This window comes from Bacillus sp. OK048, from assembly GCF_900103525.1.
Classification (GTDB): domain Bacteria; phylum Bacillota; class Bacilli; order Bacillales; family Cytobacillaceae; genus Neobacillus.
Genome location: NZ_FNHN01000008.1, coordinates 178,259 through 197,456, shown reverse-complemented (window position 1 = coordinate 197,456; position 19,198 = coordinate 178,259). Strand labels below are relative to the sequence as shown.

At 37.3% G+C, this 19,198-nt stretch carries 22 protein-coding genes; 8 read left to right on the top strand and 14 right to left on the bottom strand.

Annotated features, from left to right (window positions below; translation table 11 throughout):
* Positions 1-80: 80 nt before the first annotated feature.
* The 3 genes from BLR86_RS16190 to BLR86_RS16180 form a co-directional block, all read right to left on the bottom strand.
* The gene (locus BLR86_RS16190; RefSeq protein WP_090763460.1) at positions 81-890 is read right to left on the bottom strand and encodes a DUF2268 domain-containing putative Zn-dependent protease; all 810 of its coding nucleotides are present in this window, start codon (positions 888-890) and stop codon (positions 81-83) included.
* A gap of 112 nt (positions 891-1,002) precedes the next feature.
* Positions 1,003-2,244: a beta-ketoacyl-ACP synthase II gene (gene fabF / locus BLR86_RS16185; protein WP_090763458.1), complete on the bottom strand. Its 1,242-nt coding sequence runs from the start codon at positions 2,242-2,244 to the stop codon at positions 1,003-1,005.
* A 48-nt stretch (positions 2,245-2,292) separates the two neighbouring features.
* Complete coding sequence (locus tag BLR86_RS16180; protein WP_090763455.1) at positions 2,293-3,225, bottom strand: beta-ketoacyl-ACP synthase III; 933 nt, start codon at positions 3,223-3,225, stop codon at positions 2,293-2,295.
* Between the two features lie 191 nt (positions 3,226-3,416).
* Between BLR86_RS16180 and BLR86_RS16175 the strand changes: the two genes are divergently transcribed.
* Entirely contained in the window at positions 3,417-3,659 is a 243-nt protein-coding gene (locus tag BLR86_RS16175) for a hypothetical protein (RefSeq protein ID WP_090763452.1), read from the top strand.
* A 42-nt stretch (positions 3,660-3,701) separates the two neighbouring features.
* Here the strand turns inward: BLR86_RS16175 and BLR86_RS16170 are convergent, their stop codons facing one another.
* Together BLR86_RS16170 and BLR86_RS16165 are read right to left on the bottom strand one after the other, a co-directional pair.
* The gene (locus BLR86_RS16170; protein ID WP_090763449.1) at positions 3,702-4,514 is read right to left on the bottom strand and encodes a hypothetical protein; all 813 of its coding nucleotides are present in this window, start codon (positions 4,512-4,514) and stop codon (positions 3,702-3,704) included.
* Between the two features lie 83 nt (positions 4,515-4,597).
* Positions 4,598-5,320, bottom strand: coding sequence for an alpha/beta fold hydrolase (locus BLR86_RS16165; RefSeq protein ID WP_090763446.1), 723 nt, complete (start codon positions 5,318-5,320; stop codon positions 4,598-4,600).
* Positions 5,321-5,527: 207 nt separating this feature from the next.
* On the opposite strand from BLR86_RS16165, the gene BLR86_RS16160 reads away from it, so the two are divergent.
* Positions 5,528-5,713: a YjzD family protein gene (locus BLR86_RS16160; protein WP_090763444.1), complete on the top strand. Its 186-nt coding sequence runs from the start codon at positions 5,528-5,530 to the stop codon at positions 5,711-5,713.
* A 43-nt stretch (positions 5,714-5,756) separates the two neighbouring features.
* On the opposite strand, the gene clpB is transcribed toward BLR86_RS16160, so the two are convergent.
* Positions 5,757-8,351, bottom strand: coding sequence for an ATP-dependent chaperone ClpB (gene clpB / locus BLR86_RS16155; RefSeq protein WP_090763441.1), 2,595 nt, complete (start codon positions 8,349-8,351; stop codon positions 5,757-5,759).
* A gap of 109 nt (positions 8,352-8,460) precedes the next feature.
* On the bottom strand, positions 8,461-8,640 hold the full coding sequence (locus tag BLR86_RS16150; protein WP_090763438.1) for a YjzC family protein: 180 nt from the start codon (positions 8,638-8,640) through the stop codon (positions 8,461-8,463).
* 239 nt (positions 8,641-8,879) lie between these two features.
* Here BLR86_RS16150 and BLR86_RS16145 point away from each other — a divergent pair, with 239 nt between their 5' ends.
* Complete coding sequence (locus BLR86_RS16145; protein ID WP_090763434.1) at positions 8,880-9,572, top strand: Crp/Fnr family transcriptional regulator; 693 nt, start codon at positions 8,880-8,882, stop codon at positions 9,570-9,572.
* A 29-nt stretch (positions 9,573-9,601) separates the two neighbouring features.
* Here BLR86_RS16145 and mobB read toward each other — a convergent pair whose 3' ends face one another.
* Both mobB and glp read right to left on the bottom strand, forming a co-directional pair.
* On the bottom strand, positions 9,602-10,135 hold the full coding sequence (mobB, locus tag BLR86_RS16140; protein WP_090763431.1) for a molybdopterin-guanine dinucleotide biosynthesis protein B: 534 nt from the start codon (positions 10,133-10,135) through the stop codon (positions 9,602-9,604).
* A complete protein-coding gene (gene glp, locus BLR86_RS16135) occupies positions 10,123-11,388 on the bottom strand; it encodes a molybdopterin molybdotransferase MoeA (protein ID WP_090763428.1) in 1,266 nt (421 codons plus the stop codon). Before glp ends, mobB begins: the two co-directional genes overlap by 13 nt.
* Positions 11,389-11,617: 229 nt before the next feature.
* Here glp and ric point away from each other — a divergent pair, with 229 nt between their 5' ends.
* Positions 11,618-12,313, top strand: coding sequence for an iron-sulfur cluster repair di-iron protein (gene ric / locus BLR86_RS16130; RefSeq protein WP_090763737.1), 696 nt, complete (start codon positions 11,618-11,620; stop codon positions 12,311-12,313).
* A gap of 69 nt (positions 12,314-12,382) precedes the next feature.
* Here the strand turns inward: ric and moaA are convergent, their stop codons facing one another.
* Entirely contained in the window at positions 12,383-13,399 is a 1,017-nt protein-coding gene (gene moaA / locus BLR86_RS16125) for a GTP 3',8-cyclase MoaA (RefSeq protein WP_090763425.1), read from the bottom strand.
* A gap of 271 nt (positions 13,400-13,670) precedes the next feature.
* Between moaA and BLR86_RS16120 the strand changes: the two genes are divergently transcribed.
* Entirely contained in the window at positions 13,671-14,369 is a 699-nt protein-coding gene (locus BLR86_RS16120) for a Crp/Fnr family transcriptional regulator (RefSeq protein WP_090763419.1), read from the top strand.
* 42 nt (positions 14,370-14,411) lie between these two features.
* Here the strand turns inward: BLR86_RS16120 and BLR86_RS16115 are convergent, their stop codons facing one another.
* From BLR86_RS16115 to BLR86_RS16105, 3 genes are all read right to left on the bottom strand, one after another.
* On the bottom strand, positions 14,412-15,539 hold the full coding sequence (locus BLR86_RS16115; RefSeq protein ID WP_090763416.1) for a TIGR04053 family radical SAM/SPASM domain-containing protein: 1,128 nt from the start codon (positions 15,537-15,539) through the stop codon (positions 14,412-14,414).
* A gap of 169 nt (positions 15,540-15,708) precedes the next feature.
* Positions 15,709-16,017 carry a metal-sulfur cluster assembly factor gene (locus BLR86_RS16110; protein WP_090763413.1) on the bottom strand — a complete coding sequence of 103 codons (309 nt, stop codon included), beginning with the start codon at positions 16,015-16,017 and terminating at the stop codon, positions 15,709-15,711.
* Between the two features lie 21 nt (positions 16,018-16,038).
* Entirely contained in the window at positions 16,039-16,812 is a 774-nt protein-coding gene (locus BLR86_RS16105; RefSeq protein ID WP_090763410.1) for an alpha/beta fold hydrolase, read from the bottom strand.
* A 221-nt stretch (positions 16,813-17,033) separates the two neighbouring features.
* Between BLR86_RS16105 and BLR86_RS16100 the strand changes: the two genes are divergently transcribed.
* The 3 genes from BLR86_RS16100 to BLR86_RS16095 all read left to right on the top strand — a co-directional run bounded on the left by BLR86_RS16100 (position 17,034) and on the right by BLR86_RS16095 (position 18,299).
* A complete protein-coding gene (locus BLR86_RS16100; RefSeq protein WP_090763407.1) occupies positions 17,034-17,846 on the top strand; it encodes a Cof-type HAD-IIB family hydrolase in 813 nt (270 codons plus the stop codon).
* A gap of 112 nt (positions 17,847-17,958) precedes the next feature.
* Positions 17,959-18,111, top strand: a complete 153-nt coding sequence (locus tag BLR86_RS26150; protein ID WP_165902987.1) for a hypothetical protein — start codon at positions 17,959-17,961, stop codon at positions 18,109-18,111.
* A 2-nt stretch (positions 18,112-18,113) separates the two neighbouring features.
* A complete protein-coding gene (locus BLR86_RS16095) occupies positions 18,114-18,299 on the top strand; it encodes a DUF3813 domain-containing protein (RefSeq protein ID WP_090763404.1) in 186 nt (61 codons plus the stop codon).
* A gap of 50 nt (positions 18,300-18,349) precedes the next feature.
* On the opposite strand, the gene BLR86_RS16090 is transcribed toward BLR86_RS16095, so the two are convergent.
* Entirely contained in the window at positions 18,350-19,192 is an 843-nt protein-coding gene (locus tag BLR86_RS16090; protein ID WP_090763402.1) for a YitT family protein, read from the bottom strand.
* Between the last annotated feature and the right edge of the window lie 6 nt (positions 19,193-19,198).

Sequence of the window (19,198 nt, the reverse complement as noted above, 5' to 3'; positions counted from 1 at the left end):
CTTCAAGAAACTGTTTGTCAATCAGTATGGGCAGACATAAGTTAATTTATTCCTTAGATGGAATGTATAAAAAAAAAGCCTCATTTTTTTCGGCCTTTTTTTGTAAAGCTATTCTCAGCTAGTAAAAATTTCTTTGCAGGTAATTTAAAGGAAAGTTTTATAGAAAATTGATTGTTTTTATAATACTCTTCAACAATCCTAAAGCCTGCTGCATATCCCAGCAGTTTAGGAATCCTTCCTGTGCCATATAGTAAATCATCGTGCTTCCTATCACTTTTTTTCAATTCCAAATTGTCATTTAGATATTTATCCCACAATTTTATCAATTCAGAATCCGAATACATACTGCACCAATCTGCTAAATAGTTTCTCCCACAATTCACTAAAACGGCGTATTCTGCAAGCCCTTCAATGATGAGTGAATCCAAAAGCGTATATTCTTCGAACCTTTTCGTTTGATTCGTTAACCTGCAAATGTGATGGTATTCGTGAACAAATAACGCCTCTAACTCTTTGGATGTTAGGCTGTTTGAAAGAAATAAAAACATTTTATCTGGGTAGGAAACTCCACCCTTAACTTTATCTTCTTGTCTGGAAAAGAAACTCCTCTGTTGACCGATTGGAAAAAGGTAGATTGGAATATCTGGACCTCGCCATTTCTTTTGATACTCCTGTAAAATACGTTCCACTTCTTCCCATTTTTTGTTTTCCTTCAGCGAATGAAAAATCCCCTTCGTCCTACTGGATGGTTTATACATCCCAAACTCTGTTAATTGTTGATAAATTTTTGGAGCACTACTCCCTTTGAAAACCGGGAGCAGTTTATCGCATATTTTTGTTGGACGATCAAACTCCTCGTCAAGCCATTTATCCGTTCGAATGATGCCCATTTCCTCACTCCATATGTTTTTTACATTTTATGAATGATATGTGCATAGGTTCGGAAAATGGTTCATTCTTCTCAAAAAAAAAGCCGGCCAGGAAATTCCCTAGCCGAGCTAATTATTTTTCATATTTTTTGAAAACAATCGTTGCGTTATGACCGCCGAAGCCTAGTGAGTTACTCATTACTGCTTTGATTTCTTTTTGACGGGCTTTATTTGGAACATAATCCAAATCACATTCAGGGTCTGGTGTTTCATAATTAATGGTCGGAGGTAGAATACTGTCTCTCATGGCGAGCACAGAAAAAATCGCTTCAATTCCTCCTGCTGCTCCAAGAAGGTGACCAGTCATTGATTTGGTTGAACTCATCGCTAGTTTATACGCGTGGTCACCAAATACCTCTTTCACAGCGAGCGTCTCAAACTTATCGTTATATTCCGTACTTGTTCCATGTGCATTAATATAGTCGATATCCTCTGGTTTTAGACCACTATCATTAATCGCCATTTTCATGGCACGTGCCCCACCTTCACCACCTGGAGCTGGAGCTGTTATATGATAGGCATCACCCGTTGCACCGTAGCCCACGATCTCTCCATATATTTTCGCCCCTCGGGCTAATGCAAATTCCAACTCTTCAAGGACGATAACACCAGCACCCTCACCAATGATAAAGCCATCACGATTTTTATCGAATGGTCTGCTTGCCGTATTCGGGTCAGGATTGGTAGAAAGTGCAGTATTTGCACAGAAACCAGCTACAGACATTTTTGTAATTGGCGCTTCGGCTCCACCAGTAATCATGGCATCTGCATCGCCTCGCTGAATTACCTTAAAAGCATCTCCAATTGAATTTGTTCCTGTTGCACATGCTGTTACCGTACAGGAATTAAATCCTTTTGCACCTAGTCTGATAGAAACCTGCCCGGTTGCCATGTCTGGAATCAGCATTGGTACAAAGAATGGACTAACCCTTTTGTACCCTCTTTTTTGAAAGATTTCATATTGTTCTTCAAATGTTTCCATTCCGCCAATCCCTGATCCAATCCAAACTCCTATACGATTAGCATTATCGTCATTAATAGTAAGATTCGCATCAGTAACGGCCATTAATGCTGCTGCAACCGCGAACTGAGTAAAACGATCCATTTTACGCGCGTCTTTTCTATCCATAATTGTTTCGGGTGTAAAGTCGTTTACCTGTGCCGCAACTTTTGCTGGATACTCATCTGCATTCACTCTTGTTAACGGCCCAATTCCAGATTTCCCTTCAATAATCCCTTTCCAAGTGGTTTCAACATCGAGACCAAGTGGAGTTACTGCTCCTACACCTGTAACCACAACCCTGCGCTTTTCCATTTAGACATCTCCTTCATTACACTTCATTGTATAGTTAGCTATTTGCCTTTATTTTCCCCATCTAATCGCAATGGCACCCCAAGTTAAGCCGCCACCAAAACCAACCATAACAATTAGGTCATCGTCTTTGATTTTTCCAGCCTCTATTTCCTCAACGAGAGAAATCGGAATAGACGCAGATGAAGTATTCCCGTATTTATGAACGGTCTTAGACATTTTTTCAATCGGCAGCTCCAGCCTTTGTCTAGATGCCTCCATAATCCTGATATTGGCTTGGTGAGGAATTAGGAAATCAACATCTTCTTTTGTCAATCCAGCCTTTTCGAGAACATGAACACAGCTTTCCCCCATCTGTCGTACTGCAAATTTAAAGACTTCCCGTCCATTCATAATAATATACTCATCTTGATATAAATGCTTAGAACCAGTACCATCTGCACCCAACTCAAAAGAAAGAATCCCTCTATTTTCGGAAACCTCACCAACGATAACGGCTCCTGCACCGTCTCCAAATAGGACTGCGGTGTTTCGGTCATTCCAGTCGGTAATCCTTGAAAGTTTTTCAACACCCACTACCAGAACATGCTTATAAGCTCCTGATTCAACAAACTGCTTACCGGTAATAATACCGTACATAAAACCTGCACAGGCTGCACTAACGTCCATCGCTGCAGCCTTTTTAGCACCTAACCGTTCTTGTAGCATACATGCAACGGAAGGGAATGGCTGATCTGGCGTTACGGTTGCGACCAAAATTAAATCGATATCTTCGGGAGTAATTCCTGCATCTTCGATTGCTTTTTGGGCAGCAGCAAACCCCATATCAGATGTATTAATGTTATCGCCTGCAATACGACGTTCCTCAATGCCTGTACGCGAGCGAATCCATTCATCTGTTGTATCCATGATTTTTTCTAAATCTGCATTTGTAACGATCTTTTCTGGTAAATACCTGCCAATCCCAATAATTCCAGCGTTCAAGGAATCATCTCCCTATATAATTTACTTGATATTATTATCAATTATTATGACTTGGTACTAATTTTATCAAATAAAGACGTATTTAAGCAACCATTAAATGCTTTAACTCAACTAATGACTATACCATTTGTTCACATCTTTCATAATCTAAAAGGAGCAAAGACTAAAATAAATATACGAGGAGTTATGATATGGACAAAGAAAAATATCGTCACCATCAGAACCCGGAAGACCGTTTTTCAAGAATGATGTTTGGGAACAGAAGTGAGGATATGCGGACGAAACCTCATAAAGTTTCAGATTCGAACCCTTCATCAATAAATATGGAAGCCATATTTGATAATATTGAGAAATTAAAGGAATCCTCTCAGAATTTAAAACCATTAGTTCAAATGGTTTATCCCTTTGTCGAACGGTTTTTAAATAAAAAATAAGCTGCCGAGGTAAACGGCAGCTTTTTCTCTACATTTCCAACATTAAATATACACGCGGTGGGTATGTTCTATTTGCTTGGTTAAGGCATCAGGTAGTGGGATGATACTTTTAACGGATAATTTGTTAATTTCATTGTCTACCAGCTCTTTTGTACTTTGGTTGGAAATGTGGTCACCAATTCCTAGAAAAGCTGCACATTGTTCCCATTGATTGTTCTTCCCGCTTTGGAGAAGGTATCTGCCAGGAGAGTTCTTTTCGACAATTTCAATGATAGATGCTACTGCATCTTCTACAAACAAGGCATCTGTTATCTCCTCCCGCAGCCCTCTAAATGTCCCCTCCCCATTCCATTCATTTAAAATAGAATGTTGAAACATAAAGGTATCTGGCTGCCATGGACCATATATAGTTGGTAAATAGAGGAATTGTATGTTATTCGCTAGGGACTTTATCCCTTTCATAAAATTTAGCATAATAACTCCAGCTTCTGTTATGTTTTCATTCGTTACTAGTTGGCTTGGAGCAAGGATAACAATTTTTTCCCAATTATTAAAATTCATGAATGGTTTTTTTATATCCTCACTAAGTAAAAAATCTTCCTGATATTGCATATATAGGTCGTAAACAGAGAGTACCATTGTCCCTTTCTGGTTGTGCTCATCTGTTAATTCCCCGATTGAAATCACAGAAAAGTTGGCATTTCGCCCGATTTCTAATCTTTTCTCAACTAGCAAATCCCCATTCTCCTCTGTTTCAATCTGTACCCCCTTGACCTCTATCCCTTTATCTAGTAACGCTTTACAAACATGAAAATTCACAAAATCAAATACTCCAATAATTACTACCTTGTCCATTACTATTCCTGCCTCCCCAAGCTTCTTTACTGAATCCTATGCGGTTTCATTAAGAAATATATCTCTTTTGGGGAGGGATGCATTTACAACAACTTTTCATATTGATTGAAAAACTTTTTCATCATATAGCCGAGCTGTTTCTTTTTTTCAGGAACAATATAAGTTGGATTGATATCTGTTTTAGCAAGTAATAATTGCATCTGTTTTGATTGGTTATACGATTTTCCGCTGGACATAATATTGATAATTTTTATCGGAACACTCCAATCAAAATTTAGCTCTACGCTCATATTTTTTAGTTCTTTTTCAAGCGTGACTTGATCCTTCATATGAGCTGATGTCAGTTCTCTCATTAATTTTTTATAAAAAAATTTATGCTCTTTTTCTAATTCAATATGATTTTTTAAAGAAAGAATGGGATTAAGTAAAACGACAGACCTTAGCTGGCCTTTCATTTTTTCCATTAATCTTACTGCTACGAGTGCTCCCATACCCTCTGCTAATAGATGAATTTTATTATTCAGAATTTCACTGCGTATTACTTGCTGGTACAGCCTTTGCGCAAGCTCAACCGCATGGTCACTTCCCCAGTTTCGCCCATACAAATTTGAGGAAAAAATAGTATATCCTGATTTTTTTAATTCATCGATAATGGCAAGTTTACCTTCATTTTGACTCCAAAAGCATTTATTTTCGTCGACAAAATGCCTTTCATCTCCAATTATTAAGATTCCAAAACCTGTGGGCTTTTCAGGGTAATGGATGATATTCCACTGGGTATCCATCTGAAAATTCCGGTTCTCCATCGTTAAATCTCCTTTTACATATTTCCTCAAGATATTGTATGTGATTTCACATTAGTTGAAAGGGAATATAGCCCAATATTCATTTCTAAACTTGGGAATTTATGATAAAGCTTTAGTCCATTGCCTAATCGCTAAATTTGCGTTTATTATTTTATACGCATATGGTACTATTATGAGAGATGAAAAATAGGGTAGAGGTGATACATAATGCGATACTTTTGGACATTCTTTTGGACGTTTCTATTAGTGCAAATGCTTTCATATGTAGTTAGTTCAATGACAGAAGGCGGAGTTTTTGACTTCAAGGCTGGGGCAATTATTTCAGTCGGTGTCTCCATTTTAATTATTATTGCAACTGCAGTACTTCCAAATCAACCTGTTGAAAAACACTAATAAGTAAAAGAGGTCATCCATTCATTTGGATGACCTTTTTTGTTTAATCAATCGAGATTGTTATTTCTTCATTTTCGCTTGTTATTTTTACAACAGAATGGTTATGAACCGTACCGGCAATAATTGCCCTCGCCAGTTTTGTCTCGATATTCCTTTGGATATACCGCTTTAATGGTCTTGCACCATAAATTGGGTCAAATCCATTTACAGCAATATACTCTTTTGCTTGGTCTGTGATTGTTACCTCAATATCTTGATCCTTTAACCTGTCCTGAAGTTCTTTCAGCATTTTTACCACAATACCTTTTATATCAACTATTGATAATGGTTTAAATAAAATCGTTTCATCAATCCTATTTAAAAATTCAGGTCGGAAATGACTCTTTAATTGACCGAGGACCTTTTCCCTTGTCACTTCCGAAATATCTTCCTCCTCTTCCTTTCGTTCCAATAAGTAATGGGAACCAATATTAGAAGTCATGATAATGACAGTATTTTTAAAATCCACTATTCGTCCTTGTGAATCTGTTATTCTTCCGTCATCAAGTGCCTGTAGGAGGATATTAAATACCTCTGGATGAGCTTTTTCAATTTCATCCATCAGAATAACAGAATAAGGTCTTCTTCTGACCGCTTCAGTAAGCTGTCCCCCCTCCTCATAACCTACATACCCAGGTGGTGCACCGATTAGCCTTGAAACTGCATGTTTCTCCATATATTCGGACATATCTATACGAATCATCTGCTCTTCACTATCAAATAATGCCTCGGCAAGTGCTTTAGCTAGTTCTGTCTTTCCAACACCCGTTGGTCCCAAAAAGAGAAATGATCCAATGGGTCTGTTTGGATCCTTTATTCCAGCACGAGCCCGTAAAACTGCATCAACCACTAATTGCACTGCCTCATTTTGCCCGATTACCCGTTCATGCAGGATCGATTCTAATCTTAGAAGTTTCTCTCTTTCACCTTCGACCAGCTTAGCAAGGGGGATTCCCGTCCATCTTGCTACAATATTTGAAATTTCTTCTCCTGTTACTTCCTCGCGAAGTAACCGTTCTTGGTCGGATGTTGCTGTTTCGAGTTCTTTCAATTCCTTTTCCGCCAAAGGTATTTGTCCATGACGAAGCTCTGCAGCACGATTTAAGTCATATTTGTCTTCCGCCTGCTGTAATTCTCTGCGTAGCTTCTCCAGTTGTTCCCTCTTTACTTGCACCTTTTGTATGGCTTGTTTTTCCTGGAGCCAAATAGCTTTCATGTTATTTGCTTGATCTTTTAACTCTGCAAGCTCCTTTAAAAGGACTTCTAGTCTTTTCTTACTAGCGGCATCCTGCTCTTTTTTCAAAGCAGCTTCTTCAATTTCCAATTGCATGACTCTTCGCGTTACTTCATCTAGTTCAGTTGGCATGGAATCGATTTCAGTTCGAATAAGTGCACAAGCTTCATCCACGAGATCAATCGCTTTATCCGGCAGAAATCGTTCGGTTATATACCTATCTGATAACGTTGCAGCTGCAACAAGCGCATGGTCATGGATTTTCACTCCATGATGTACCTCAAATCTTTCCTTTAACCCACGCAATATGGAGATAGTATCCTCCACATTTGGTTCTTGAACAAGAACTTGTTGAAATCTGCGCTCCAGTGCAGGGTCTTTCTCAATATATTTTCGATGTTCATCAAGGGTTGTTGCCCCAATACAATGAAGCTCACCTCGAGCCAGCATCGGTTTTAACATATTGCCCGCATCCATAGCCCCTTCCGTTTTTCCTGCTCCAACGATGGTGTGAAGCTCATCAATAAATAAAAGAATTTGCCCTTCACTTTTTTTTACTTCATTCAATACCGCTTTTAATCTCTCTTCAAATTCTCCTCTAAACTTTGCCCCCGCAATCAAAGAGCTCATATCTAATGAGAAAATGGTTTTATCTTTTAAACCCTCTGGAACATCTTTCCTAACAATTCGCTGTGCAAGCCCTTCAACAATAGCGGTTTTTCCCACTCCGGGTTCACCAATTAATACTGGATTATTTTTAGTCTTCCTAGATAATATCCGGATGACATGGCGGATTTCTGTATCCCTTCCAATAACGGGATCAAGTTTCCCTGCTTTTACTTCGGCAACAAGGTCTCTTCCATATTTATTAAGTGCATCGTAGACAGCTTCGGGATTTTGTGACGTCACTCTTTGATTCCCCCTTATTTCCTTAATGGCGGATAAGATGGACTCCGCCGTTTTTCCATTTGATTTTAGCATCCTCTGCATTTCAGAATCTCTAGCATAGGAAGCAGCTAATAAAATATGTTCGATAGATATAAAATCATCAGAGAACTTTGATGCAAGATCTTCCGCACTTACAAAAAGTCGTTGCAGCTTAGACGTAATGTATAATTTCCCTTGCTCTGCACCGCTCCCAGTCACTTGTGGCTTTTGATCAAGTACTGATTGTAAAAATTTTTCAACTGTTTTTGTCTGAATGTCTGCTTTATTTAAAATTGCACGTAACAGACTATCCTCTTGACGTAGAAGTGTTAAGAATAAATGTGGTTCGTCCACCTCTTGATGTCTGCATTTTATTGCTAAGGATTGGGCATCTAAAATACCCTTCTGCAATCGCTCTGTCATTCGATTTAAATCCATATTCCACACCTCTTTGACCATTTTTGACCTATTTGATTCTATTATATACGATTATGTACTCAGATATAAAATAAAAGCCATCCGTCTTGGATGACTTTTTTAAAATGATTTAAGGTTTACGCTGGTATGTCCAAATGCGTTCGTCATTGGACGTTTCAGGAAACCTGTCTCCGGCTTTTAGCTTTATCTTTTTTGGATTATTGACATTTGACTCTGTATCACCGATTTCTATATATACACCATTATTTGGTGCCTTTTGACCAGACCGAAATTGACGGTTTTGCCCCATTGTTGTCCCTCCTTTTCATGTACATCTTTATTATTTCCATTAAATCAGTAGTCAGTATAGGAATAATTTTCAATTAATGATAAACTTTTGACGATTGTATGAATTTATGGCACAATTATTGATAAATAAGCTTTGTTAACAATATAATTATAGTACTATCTAGTAAATAAACTTTTGACTGTTTTTATTTGGCAAAGCAAATTAGCGATTGATTTCGCCCCTTTAAGGTGGTTATTCATATGCAGTCAATAAAAGAAATACCTGTAAAGTTGACTCAACTATTTGATACCGTTCACCATACTAAGAAAATTGAAAAGGGGACTTTTCTGTTTCAAGAAGGTTCTGCTGCAAATGAGTTATATATTGTCCAAAGTGGAATTATCCAAATCAGCAAGATTATTCCTGACGGCCGGGAACTTACACTCAGAATGTGTTCAAGAGGAGACTTCATTGGGGAACTTGATCTATTTTCCTCTGCAGCTAAGTATCTTTTAAGTGCCCGTGTAGCTGAAAGTGGCGAAGTGGCTGTTATTATGAAGGATGTTTTAGAAGAAAAGCTTACACATGATAATGAGCTCTCACTTGAATTTATGAAATGGATGAGTCAACAGTATCGAAAAACTCAAACGAAATTTAGAGACCTTGTTTTGCATGGTAAGAAAGGTGCATTATATTCAACACTCATCCGTATCACTAACAGTTACGGGAGTAACACAAATCAAGGAATCCTAATTGAATTACCTTTAACGAACCAAGAATTGGCAAATTTCTGCGGGACATCGCGAGAAGTTGTAAATCGGCTGTTAAGTGATTTAAGAAAAACAGGAATTATTTCAATCGATAAAGGTTCTATTACAATTCATGACTTAGATTATTTAAAGAATGAAATTGATTGTGAAGACTGCTCAATAGAAATCTGTAAAATAGACTAAAAAAATCGGTCACTTAGACCGATTTTTTTTTACGCATGAACAAGTTTTTTTATTTGTTTTGAAATCTCTGTTACTGATTGTTCCTCTGAAATATGAAATACAGGAACATTAAGAATTCCTCGAACCTGTTCCAATAAAGCATACTTCCAAACAATGACGGCAGTAATATTATTTACATTATTCAAAAGTAAAAGATCATCTTCATTTCTTAGAATAAGTAATTTTGGATAAGGCTGCTTCTTGTGCCCCTCAATCAGGATAATATCTGGTTGAAAAAAAACCATTAATCTAATTTGTTCATCAAGGTTCCAATCGGAATCTTCTGCTTGGAGGACGATCCTACCTTCTCCCTCAACCAAAGATGCAGCTGCTCCTGCATCTAGATGCTTGGATGAATCTTTTTGTTTTGATACGTCTGGACAGCCTCCATGACCATGATGTTTAATGGTTACAATCTTTAATTCAACCTTTTTTAGGACTTGAATTAGTTTTAATAAAAATGTGGTTTTGCCGGAATTCTGATATCCTACCACTTGATAAATAATTGGCTTTACCAAGGCCATTCACTGCCAACTTGGTCTTCGAGCAACAGAATATCAACCTCATCTCCCGCTTTGAAGCTTCTAGTACCTCCTGGAAGAATCATTAAGGAATTTGCCCCCGAAAGACTCATAATGATATTGGACTTATCTAAACCGCTTGGTTCTGCCATTATCCTGCCATTATTTATTGAATAAGCACTGCGGACAAACCGTGTGAATGGGTTTGCCTTTGGAAAATCAACCTCAAGTACTGCTTTTTCTTTTCGTAAGTGAGGTCTAGGTGAAAAGAGCATTTTGCGAATGATTGGTCTTGCAAATAACTCAAACCCAACATAGCATGCAGATGGATTACCAGATAAACCAAAAAGTAACTTCCCGTGTAATTGCGCAACAGTCGTTACACTGCCTGGTCTCATCCCAACTTTATTAAATAAGACATCAGCTTCAAGCTTTTCATAGATTGCTGGGAGATAATCAAAATCTCCAACAGAAACTCCACCGGTTGTTATCAGTAAATCCACTTTATCCATTGCATCTTTAACTGCTGTAAAACAAGTATCAAATACATCCGGCAATTTACCAAAGTAATGAACAATCGCACCTGCCCTTTGTATTTGAGCCGCTATCATATATGAATTACTATTTCGAATTTTGCCAGGTACCAATTCTTCATCAACTTCGAGCAATTCTGTTCCAGTAGCAAATAACCCGACGATTGGCATTTTCGCAACAGGCACCTGATGGTAGCCAAACGTTGCCAACATCGCTTGTATACCAGGGTTTATTAACGTTCCCTTTTTTACTAAGATTTCTCCCTCTTTTGCATCTTCCCCGCTATAGGAAACATTATCGCCCTTGTTAAAGCTGCGTTTTATTGACATGAATGGTGTCCCATTTTTTTCATATGCTTTTGCAACTTCAAACATCACAACTGCGTCTGTTCCTTCAGGCAACATGGCACCGGTCATAATTCGGACTGCTTCATATTCTCTAATTACTTTTGAAGACGTCATACCTGCTCCAAGATGATCGACCACCTTAAACTCTACTTCATTGTTTGAAGAGGCTGCCTTGGTGTCAATCGATCTAACTGCAAAACCATCGTATGGTGCTCTGTCAAAATGGGGTACATCACTTGTTGCTTTAAGGTCTTCTGACAAAAAGCGTCCGTAGCTATCATCTATAGAAACATATTCTGTTTTTCCTGTTAATTGAAATTCCATTATCTTTTTAACTGCTTCACCAATTGGGATCGGTCTTCTTCTCTCTAGCAAAATTAACATCTCCTGCCATAACTAGTAAAGTTCATAATTTATCATTCAAACTTATTTAATTATAAGCGTATCGTAAGGTTTGTACTATAGCAAACATCACAACCATATATCAAAAAGTTAGAAATTATATCAAATGTGTGATGCAGGTCACCCAAATTATTTTGGAAATCACTTATCCTTAAGTTAGTGTTAAACATAAACGAATAAAAATTATTAGGAGGAAAATATGATTACTTTCCCTTTCTCTACAAATACATTGGTTAAAGACATAGTAAATGAGCTGCCAAAAACGAGTGATGTGTTCAAGAAATTTAGAATTGATTTTTGCTGTGGTGGCAATATTCCATTATCACAGGCAATTGCTGTAAATGGATTAAATGAAGAAGATTTAATGAATGAATTAAAAGCAATATTTGGAAAGTACAGTTCAACTGAAACTGACTTAGAGGTTTGGACTAAATCCGATTCCTCTACTATTATTGATCACGTTATCAACCATTATCACCGCACATCTGAAGAGGAATTATCATTACTCAGCCCTTATGTTACTAAGGTTTCTCGTGTTCATGGTGACAATCATCCCGAACTGCTAAAAGTATATGAACTCTTTTATGAATTTAAAAAAGAATTAATTGAGCATATGACAAAAGAAGAAGAAATTGTATTTCCATTAATTAAACAACTAGCAGATGGAACAGTGGAAAATCGAGAGGCAGCAATCAACATGATTGTTGAGCTTGAAAAAGAACACGATCATGCTGGAGAGATCCTTAGACAGATTCGTGCCGTAACCTCTGATTATACACTTCCTCTTGACGCATGTGGAACATATCGTTTAGTTTACAAGCGGCTAGAAGATCTAGAAGGACTAACATTTATGCACGTTCATCTTGAAAATAACATCTTATTCCCTAGATATTTCTAATAAAGGATTAAAAGAGGCTGAACTATCAGCCTCTTTTTCTTTGTAAAAAAACCTCTCAAAAAAGAGAGGTTAGCCGCCAATATAGGACATTTCAATTTTTTTACGGTTCTTTGTTGTTTCTTCTGTTCGTTCGTCTGAATACCTGTCATCTCGGCCATTCCAAATGCCAGTAATTCGGTTTTGTAATTCCTCTTCTGAAGCACCATTTCTCATGAAGTTTCGGATATCATGACCATTACCATTAAATAAACAAGTAAAAATTTGGCCATTTGCTGAAAGGCGTGAGCGCGTGCAACTACTGCAGAATGACTCTGAAACAGAAGAGATAAAGCCTACATTAACATCCGTGTTATGATAATTATATAACTTTGCGACTTCTCCAAAATAAGCTGGGTCAAGTGAATCTAATTGATAGTGTTCTTTTAGAAGATAATAAATTTGTTTTTTAGTAATCACATCATCCATCTTCCAACCATTAGAAGAACCTACATCCATATATTCAATAAAGCGAAGCTCCAAGCCATTCTCCAAGCAAAAGTCAGCCATTGGGATAATTTCAGAATCATTAAGGCCTTTTTTAACAACCATATTGATTTTCACCATGAGACCAGCCTTCTTAGCGGCTTCAATTCCGTCTAATACCGGCTGCGTGCCGACACCTCGACCCTTAATTTTACCAAACAACTCATCATCTAAGGTATCAAGACTTATGTTGACTCTTTTTAGGCCTGCTTCTTTTAATTTATCAGCAAGTTTGGGAAGAAGGACTCCGTTCGTCGTTAAAGCGATATCTCTTAAACCTTCAATTTGTGAAAGCTTATCTACCAAAGTTGGAAGGTCTTTACGAAGCAGAGGTTCACCGCCTGTTAAACGTATTTTTTCAACGCCTAATCGAACAAATACTTTTGCAATACGTTCAATTTCCTCGTATGTTAGCAGTGCACTTCTGGGCAGGAATTCAAAATCATCACCAAATTGGTCTGCAGGCATGCAATATTGGCAGCGGAAGTTACAACGGTCAATCACAGAGATTCTTAAATCCCGTAATGGACGATTTAATTTATCTTTAATAATGGTCTTCTCCAATTATATCAACTCCATTATTTTTAAAAAGCGAATTGTATATTTTCAAGTGTACCAGTTATGAGTTTAAAATACTGTTACATTATTCACTATCATAACATTTCTTTTACAATAAATTAATGTCTCCTCATAGATTTATTAAAATATTCAAACGAGTTTTCACTATATTGTCATTGTTTACTTCTGTCATTGGTCAAAACCTACGTTAAAATAAGAGTAATGAATATCAGAAAAAAGCTGAAGGCTAACGATAACTCTCGAGGTGAGAATATAAATGATGACGAAAATAAAACCTACTCATTCAATTGAAATAAAAGAATTACTTAAATTTGCTGACAGGAGAATTAAAAGTGAACGGGGAAGCTTTTTATTTCAAGAAGGAATGCTTGCCGAAGAACTTTATATTATTGTTTCTGGTAAAGTTCAAATAAGTAAAATCACTTCTGATGGACGTGAACTTTCCTTAAGGATCTGTGGAGAGAATGATATTTGTGGTGAATTAACCCTTTTTACTGAAAACCCAAGATACTTATTAAGTGCAAGAGTATTAGAGGAAGGTGAAATTGTTGCCATTAAAAAAGATGTGATTGAAAGTGAGATTTTCCAAAATAGTAAGCTAGCTTTCGAGTTTATGAAATGGATGAGTGACCATTTCCGAAAAACGCAGACAAAATTTCGTGACCTTGTCTTAAATGGGAAACGCGGGGCACTATTTTCTACCTTAATTCGGATGTCTAATAGCTACGGTATTCATAAAGATAATGAAATATTAATTGATTTACCGCTAACCAATCAAGAGCTTGCCAACTTTTGCGGAACTTCAAGAGAGAGTACAAACCGCATCCTAAGTGAATTGAAGAAAGATAAAATTATCAATGTCAAAAAAGGGAAAATCACTATTTTAAATCTTCACTATTTAAAAGATGAAATCGGCTGTGAAAATTGTCCTGCTGTATATTGCAGTATTGAATAAAAAGATGGAAGCAATCATTTGCGATTGCTTCCATCTTTTGTATTATGATTGAATTTGTTTTTCTCTTAATGCTTTTGGAATATAAACACAGAACGGTTCACTTTCTAGGTAATCTCCTGTCATCGCATAGGCTCTTGATCTTGAGCCGCCACAGACATGGCGGAATTCACATACGCCACATTTCCCTTTATAGAGATCTGGATTTCTTAATGATTGGAATATTGGTGACTCACGATAAATTTCTGCTAATGGTGTTTCACGAACATTTCCTGCTTTAACCGGTAATAATCCGCTTGGATATACATCCCCAATATGGGAGATGAAGACAAATCCATTTCCATCATTCACACCTTTAGGTGCTCGTCCAAGACCATCAATCGAACCTGTTAACCCCTGTTCTGTTAAAGCACTTAGATAATTTATTTCATCTGTCTGATCTTTTGCTTCACGCATTTTTTGCTGAATCACAACACGGCGATAATGCTGGGCCGCTGTAGTCTTAATATCGAAGGAAACACGCTTACTAAGGTCATATAACCATCTGAACACTTTCTCGTGCTCAACAGGTGATATCATATCTGACTCTTGACCTCTGCCTGTTGGGACAAGGAAAAAGACACTCCAAAGGACACAGCCTAAATCCTCAACCATTTTTGCCATTTCATCTAGGTACTCTATATTATATCTGGATATTACTGTATTGATTTGGATTGGAATTTCAAGTTCATGCAAATATTTAATTCTTTCCATTGTAAGGTCGAAGGATCCAGCAGTTCCACGGAAATGATCATGTACTTCAGCAGTTGGTCCATCGATACTAAACGCCCACCTGGAAAGCCCAACTTCCTTCGCTTTTTCTATTGCTTCTTTCGTAACATTTGGTGTTGCACTTGGAGTCATTGAAACTCTAACACCTTTTTCTACTGCATATTTAGCGATATCAAAAACATCTTGTCTCATTAATGGATCTCCACCTGTAAAGACAAGCATTGGATTATTCATTTGGTATATTTGATCAATTAGGTTTTTACCTTCTTCAAATGAAAGTTCACGTGGGTCTCTTTTTAATTGAGCTTCAGCACGACAGTGTAAACAAGCTAGTTGACATGCACGTGTAAGTTCCCAAATAACGATAAATGGATCTTTATTAAAATCTCGGCCAAAAGCCATATGAAACGCCTCCTAAAACGGCCATTTCAAAAACCAAACAGCCTTATTACCTGTATTATAAAGGGGATTCCACTATCTATAAGTGAACTACCTCACATTCGCTCCAATATGATTTGTCCTTTTTGTGAATAAAAAAACAGCAGAGTTTTTCTGCTGTTTTCTGACTTCCTTATCTAATACCTAAGGCGATTTTTGCATAACGGGACATCATTTCTTTGTTCCATGGCGGATTAAAGACAATATTAACCTCTACTTCTTTTACTTCAGGAATATCAGCTAATGCTCTTTTAACTTGGTCAACAATCGTTCCAGCTAATGGACATCCCATCGAGGTTAATGTCATGGTAATCGTTACATTTCCATCATCATCCATTTCGGCATCGTATACTAAACCTAAATTGACGATATCAACACCTAATTCTGGATCGATTACAAGCTCTAATGCACCCATAATATTTTCTTTTAATTCTTCATTCATTTATAATACACTCCTTCTATATTATTTTAATAAGTGTTTCTCAAACCAGTCAACAGTTGCCTTTAAACCTTCCCTGCTAACCTTGTGATCAGCTTGTGCATCACTGATAAAGTGAATATTAGCTGGTGTCTTCTCATAATAATTCTTTATCGATTGATAAAATTGATACGTTAAGTGAAAGGGTACGATTGGATCCTTTTTCCCATGCCAAAATAATAATGGTCGATTCTTAAGTTTTTCTGGTTGATTACTCAAATCATATTGACGGAGCAACGATAATTGCTCTTCAATCTGTTCATTTGTAAAAGAAAGACCAATCCCAAGGTTTTGCATTTGTTCTATTTGCCAATGTAAGTAATCCTCATAAGCTGGCATCCCCATTAAGCTCACAGCTGCTTTGATCCATTTGTATTGAGTTAAAGCTCCCAAGGTCACAATACCGCCCATTGAAGTTCCAGCAAGTCCAATTTTCTCCTGGTCTGCTAAGCCTTCATTAACATAGTATTCCTTGTAATCGTTTAATTCATGGATCGTCTTAATGACAATTTCCCAAAAATGTTTGTATAGCGCATTCTCGGTTAAACCTTGCTCCCTTTCACCATGATACATCGCCTCTGGCAGAATGACACGAAAACCTTTCTCCGCTAATAAATAGGCATAATGAAGATTATGCTCCTTTGCACTGGTAAATCCATGGACAAAAATAATGAGCGGAAGTTTCTGTTGTTGTCGATCTTTTTTGACGATGTGTAGGAAAGGCTTCGTTTTGAGCAAACCCTTTTCAACGATAATCACTATGACAGAACCCCCTAGGAAAAATTAATTATAGCGAAATTTTTATTCTTATGAAGTGAATTTTTTTACATGCAAGGTATAAAATTGTTAACATAGTATTTATACAAGTTTGATTTTCAAACATTCAAAGAAAATTCATAGTTGTAGTGTATCATTTTGTTCTCAAAGATACTAAAGCTTTGACTTATTGTATAAAAAAACAATTCAAAGAAGGAGTCATCATGGCAGAAAAACATTTAATCGCATTAGACTTAGATGGAACTTTATTAAAAGATGATAAAACCATTTCAACGAAAACAAAAAACATATTAAGTAAAGCAAGGGAAGAAGGACACGTGGTGATGATTGCAACGGGAAGACCCTATCGTTCCAGTGAACCCTATTATCGCGAGCTCCAGCTAGACACGCCAATTGTTAATTTTAATGGTGCCTTTATGCATCATCCGCTCGACTCAAGCTGGGGATTTTTCCATGATCCTCTCGACATAAAAGTAGCCAAAGATGTTGTGGAAGCATGCCGAACCTTTAAATTCCACAATATTATTGCAGAGGTTATTGATGAAGTTTATTTCCACTATCATGACGAAAAACTTTTAGATATTTTCGGTATGGGCAATCCAAACGTCACTACAGGTGACCTCCGTGATTTCTTAAAAGATTCTCCAACAAGTTTGTTAATCCATACGGAGGAAGATGAACTAAAGCAAATCCGTAAACATCTTTCTGACGTTCACGCAGAGGTGATTGACCATCGCAGCTGGGCGGCACCATGGCATGTAATTGAAATTATTAAAACTGGCCTAAGTAAAGCTGTTGGTTTAAAAAAGGCATCAGAATATTTCAACATCCCACCTGAAAGAATTATTGCATTTGGTGATGAAGATAATGACTTAGAAATGCTTGAATATGCTGGACGTGGTGTAGCGATGGGAAATGCGATAGACAAAGTAAAAACTATTGCAAACGAGGTAACCCTGACAAATGAAGAAGACGGTATCGGAGTATATTTGTCAGATTTGTTAAACTTAAAATAAGTGCAGTGATACACCAGAGTTTACCTAAATGAAATACTAGACTTTGCGCATACTATTTTTGTGAGGCAGTTTCACTGCTTCACACCAAGCTCACCAAATTGGAGGGATTTCAATGGGTAAACGAAACAAATCAAAACGCTTTGTCCAGCAAGGAGTGGATACCGTAAGTAAACATTCTGAACGTATTCCTTACCACATGACCTACGCTGAAGCGGAAGCCCAGAAAATGGCCAATGTGCGTGAATCCTCGCTTGGGGGAATATAACGATGGGTAACCAGTTGTTCCAAGAAGCCAGAAGATTTGTTGAAATGGCGAAATCTGCCGACCCTGCTGATCGTGATGCTGTGGTTTCGAAAGCAAAGAATGCATTAAGTTCTGCTTTTGCTAATTCAACGGTCGCAGAACAACATCAGCTCCAAGAAATGCAAAATGAGCTTGAACAAATTCAATAATAGAAAAGCTGGCACGTTGATGACGCATGCCAGCTTTTCTATATTATCTATCACTCCCGCCTAAAGAAACCATAGATTCCGGTTGTCTGAATGATATTGGTAAAGGCATTTGGATCAACGTCCCGGATAATTCGTTCTAAATCAAATAATTCATACCGGGTAATTACGATCATTAACATGTCTCTTGGTTCATTTGAAAAAGCTCCTTTTGCGGGAATCATGGTAATTCCCCTAACAAGCTGTGAATGTATAGCTGCTTTTAATTCGTCTGCTTTTTTTGTAATAATCATCGCAGTGACTTTAGCATGCCTTGTATGAATGGCATCAATGACTCTTGTAGTGGCATACAAAGAAACAATTGTATAAAGGGCTTTTTCCCACCCAAAAAGAAATCCTGCCGTTATAATAATAAATGCATTTAGAATGAATATATAAGTACCAATAGGTTTATCTTTCATTCTTGATAATACCATCGCAATGATGTCCAGCCCTCCCGTAGATGCACCCCATTTTAAGGTTATACCCACACCTACCGCTAAAATAACTCCACCAAAAACGGAATTAAGAAGAATATCCTCCGATACCTGAGTAATAGGGATTAATTCCAAAAACATAGATGATAAGGCAACACTTAAAAAACTATACACGGTAAAAGATTTCCCAACCTTAAACCAGCCGAGGATGGCTACTGGAATATTTAATACGAGTAATAAAAAACCAATCGATACAGTAAGTGGAGTCTGTTCACTCAATACTTTGGATAACAATTGGGCGATTCCTGTAAATCCGCTCGAATAGACATTTGCTGGAACTAAAAAGAAATTGATTGCTAATGCATTGAGGAATGCGCCAATAATAACAATTACTATTTTTTTTGATTGAAGCCATATCAAAAGCTT

Bases quoted from the DNA above. Each gene is read 5' to 3' on its own strand.
- BLR86_RS16190 (WP_090763460.1), bottom strand. From the start codon at position 890: ATGGGCATCATTCGAACGGATAAATGGCTTGACGAGGAGTTTGATCGT.
- fabF (WP_090763458.1), bottom strand. From the start codon at position 2,244: ATGGAAAAGCGCAGGGTTGTGGTTACAGGTGTAGGAGCAGTAACTCCA.
- BLR86_RS16175 (WP_090763452.1), top strand. From the start codon at position 3,417: ATGGACAAAGAAAAATATCGTCACCATCAGAACCCGGAAGACCGTTTT.
- BLR86_RS16170 (WP_090763449.1), bottom strand. From the start codon at position 4,514: ATGGACAAGGTAGTAATTATTGGAGTATTTGATTTTGTGAATTTTCAT.
- BLR86_RS16165 (WP_090763446.1), bottom strand. From the start codon at position 5,320: ATGGAGAACCGGAATTTTCAGATGGATACCCAGTGGAATATCATCCAT.
- BLR86_RS16160 (WP_090763444.1), top strand. From the start codon at position 5,528: ATGCGATACTTTTGGACATTCTTTTGGACGTTTCTATTAGTGCAAATG.
- clpB (WP_090763441.1), bottom strand. From the start codon at position 8,351: ATGGATTTAAATCGAATGACAGAGCGATTGCAGAAGGGTATTTTAGAT.
- BLR86_RS16150 (WP_090763438.1), bottom strand. From the start codon at position 8,640: ATGGGGCAAAACCGTCAATTTCGGTCTGGTCAAAAGGCACCAAATAAT.
- BLR86_RS16145 (WP_090763434.1), top strand. From the start codon at position 8,880: ATGCAGTCAATAAAAGAAATACCTGTAAAGTTGACTCAACTATTTGAT.
- mobB (WP_090763431.1), bottom strand. From the start codon at position 10,135: ATGGCCTTGGTAAAGCCAATTATTTATCAAGTGGTAGGATATCAGAAT.
- BLR86_RS16120 (WP_090763419.1), top strand. From the start codon at position 13,671: ATGATGACGAAAATAAAACCTACTCATTCAATTGAAATAAAAGAATTA.
- BLR86_RS16115 (WP_090763416.1), bottom strand. From the start codon at position 15,539: ATGGCTTTTGGCCGAGATTTTAATAAAGATCCATTTATCGTTATTTGG.
- BLR86_RS16110 (WP_090763413.1), bottom strand. From the start codon at position 16,017: ATGAATGAAGAATTAAAAGAAAATATTATGGGTGCATTAGAGCTTGTA.
- BLR86_RS16100 (WP_090763407.1), top strand. From the start codon at position 17,034: ATGGCAGAAAAACATTTAATCGCATTAGACTTAGATGGAACTTTATTA.
- BLR86_RS26150 (WP_165902987.1), top strand. From the start codon at position 17,959: ATGGGTAAACGAAACAAATCAAAACGCTTTGTCCAGCAAGGAGTGGAT.
- BLR86_RS16095 (WP_090763404.1), top strand. From the start codon at position 18,114: ATGGGTAACCAGTTGTTCCAAGAAGCCAGAAGATTTGTTGAAATGGCG.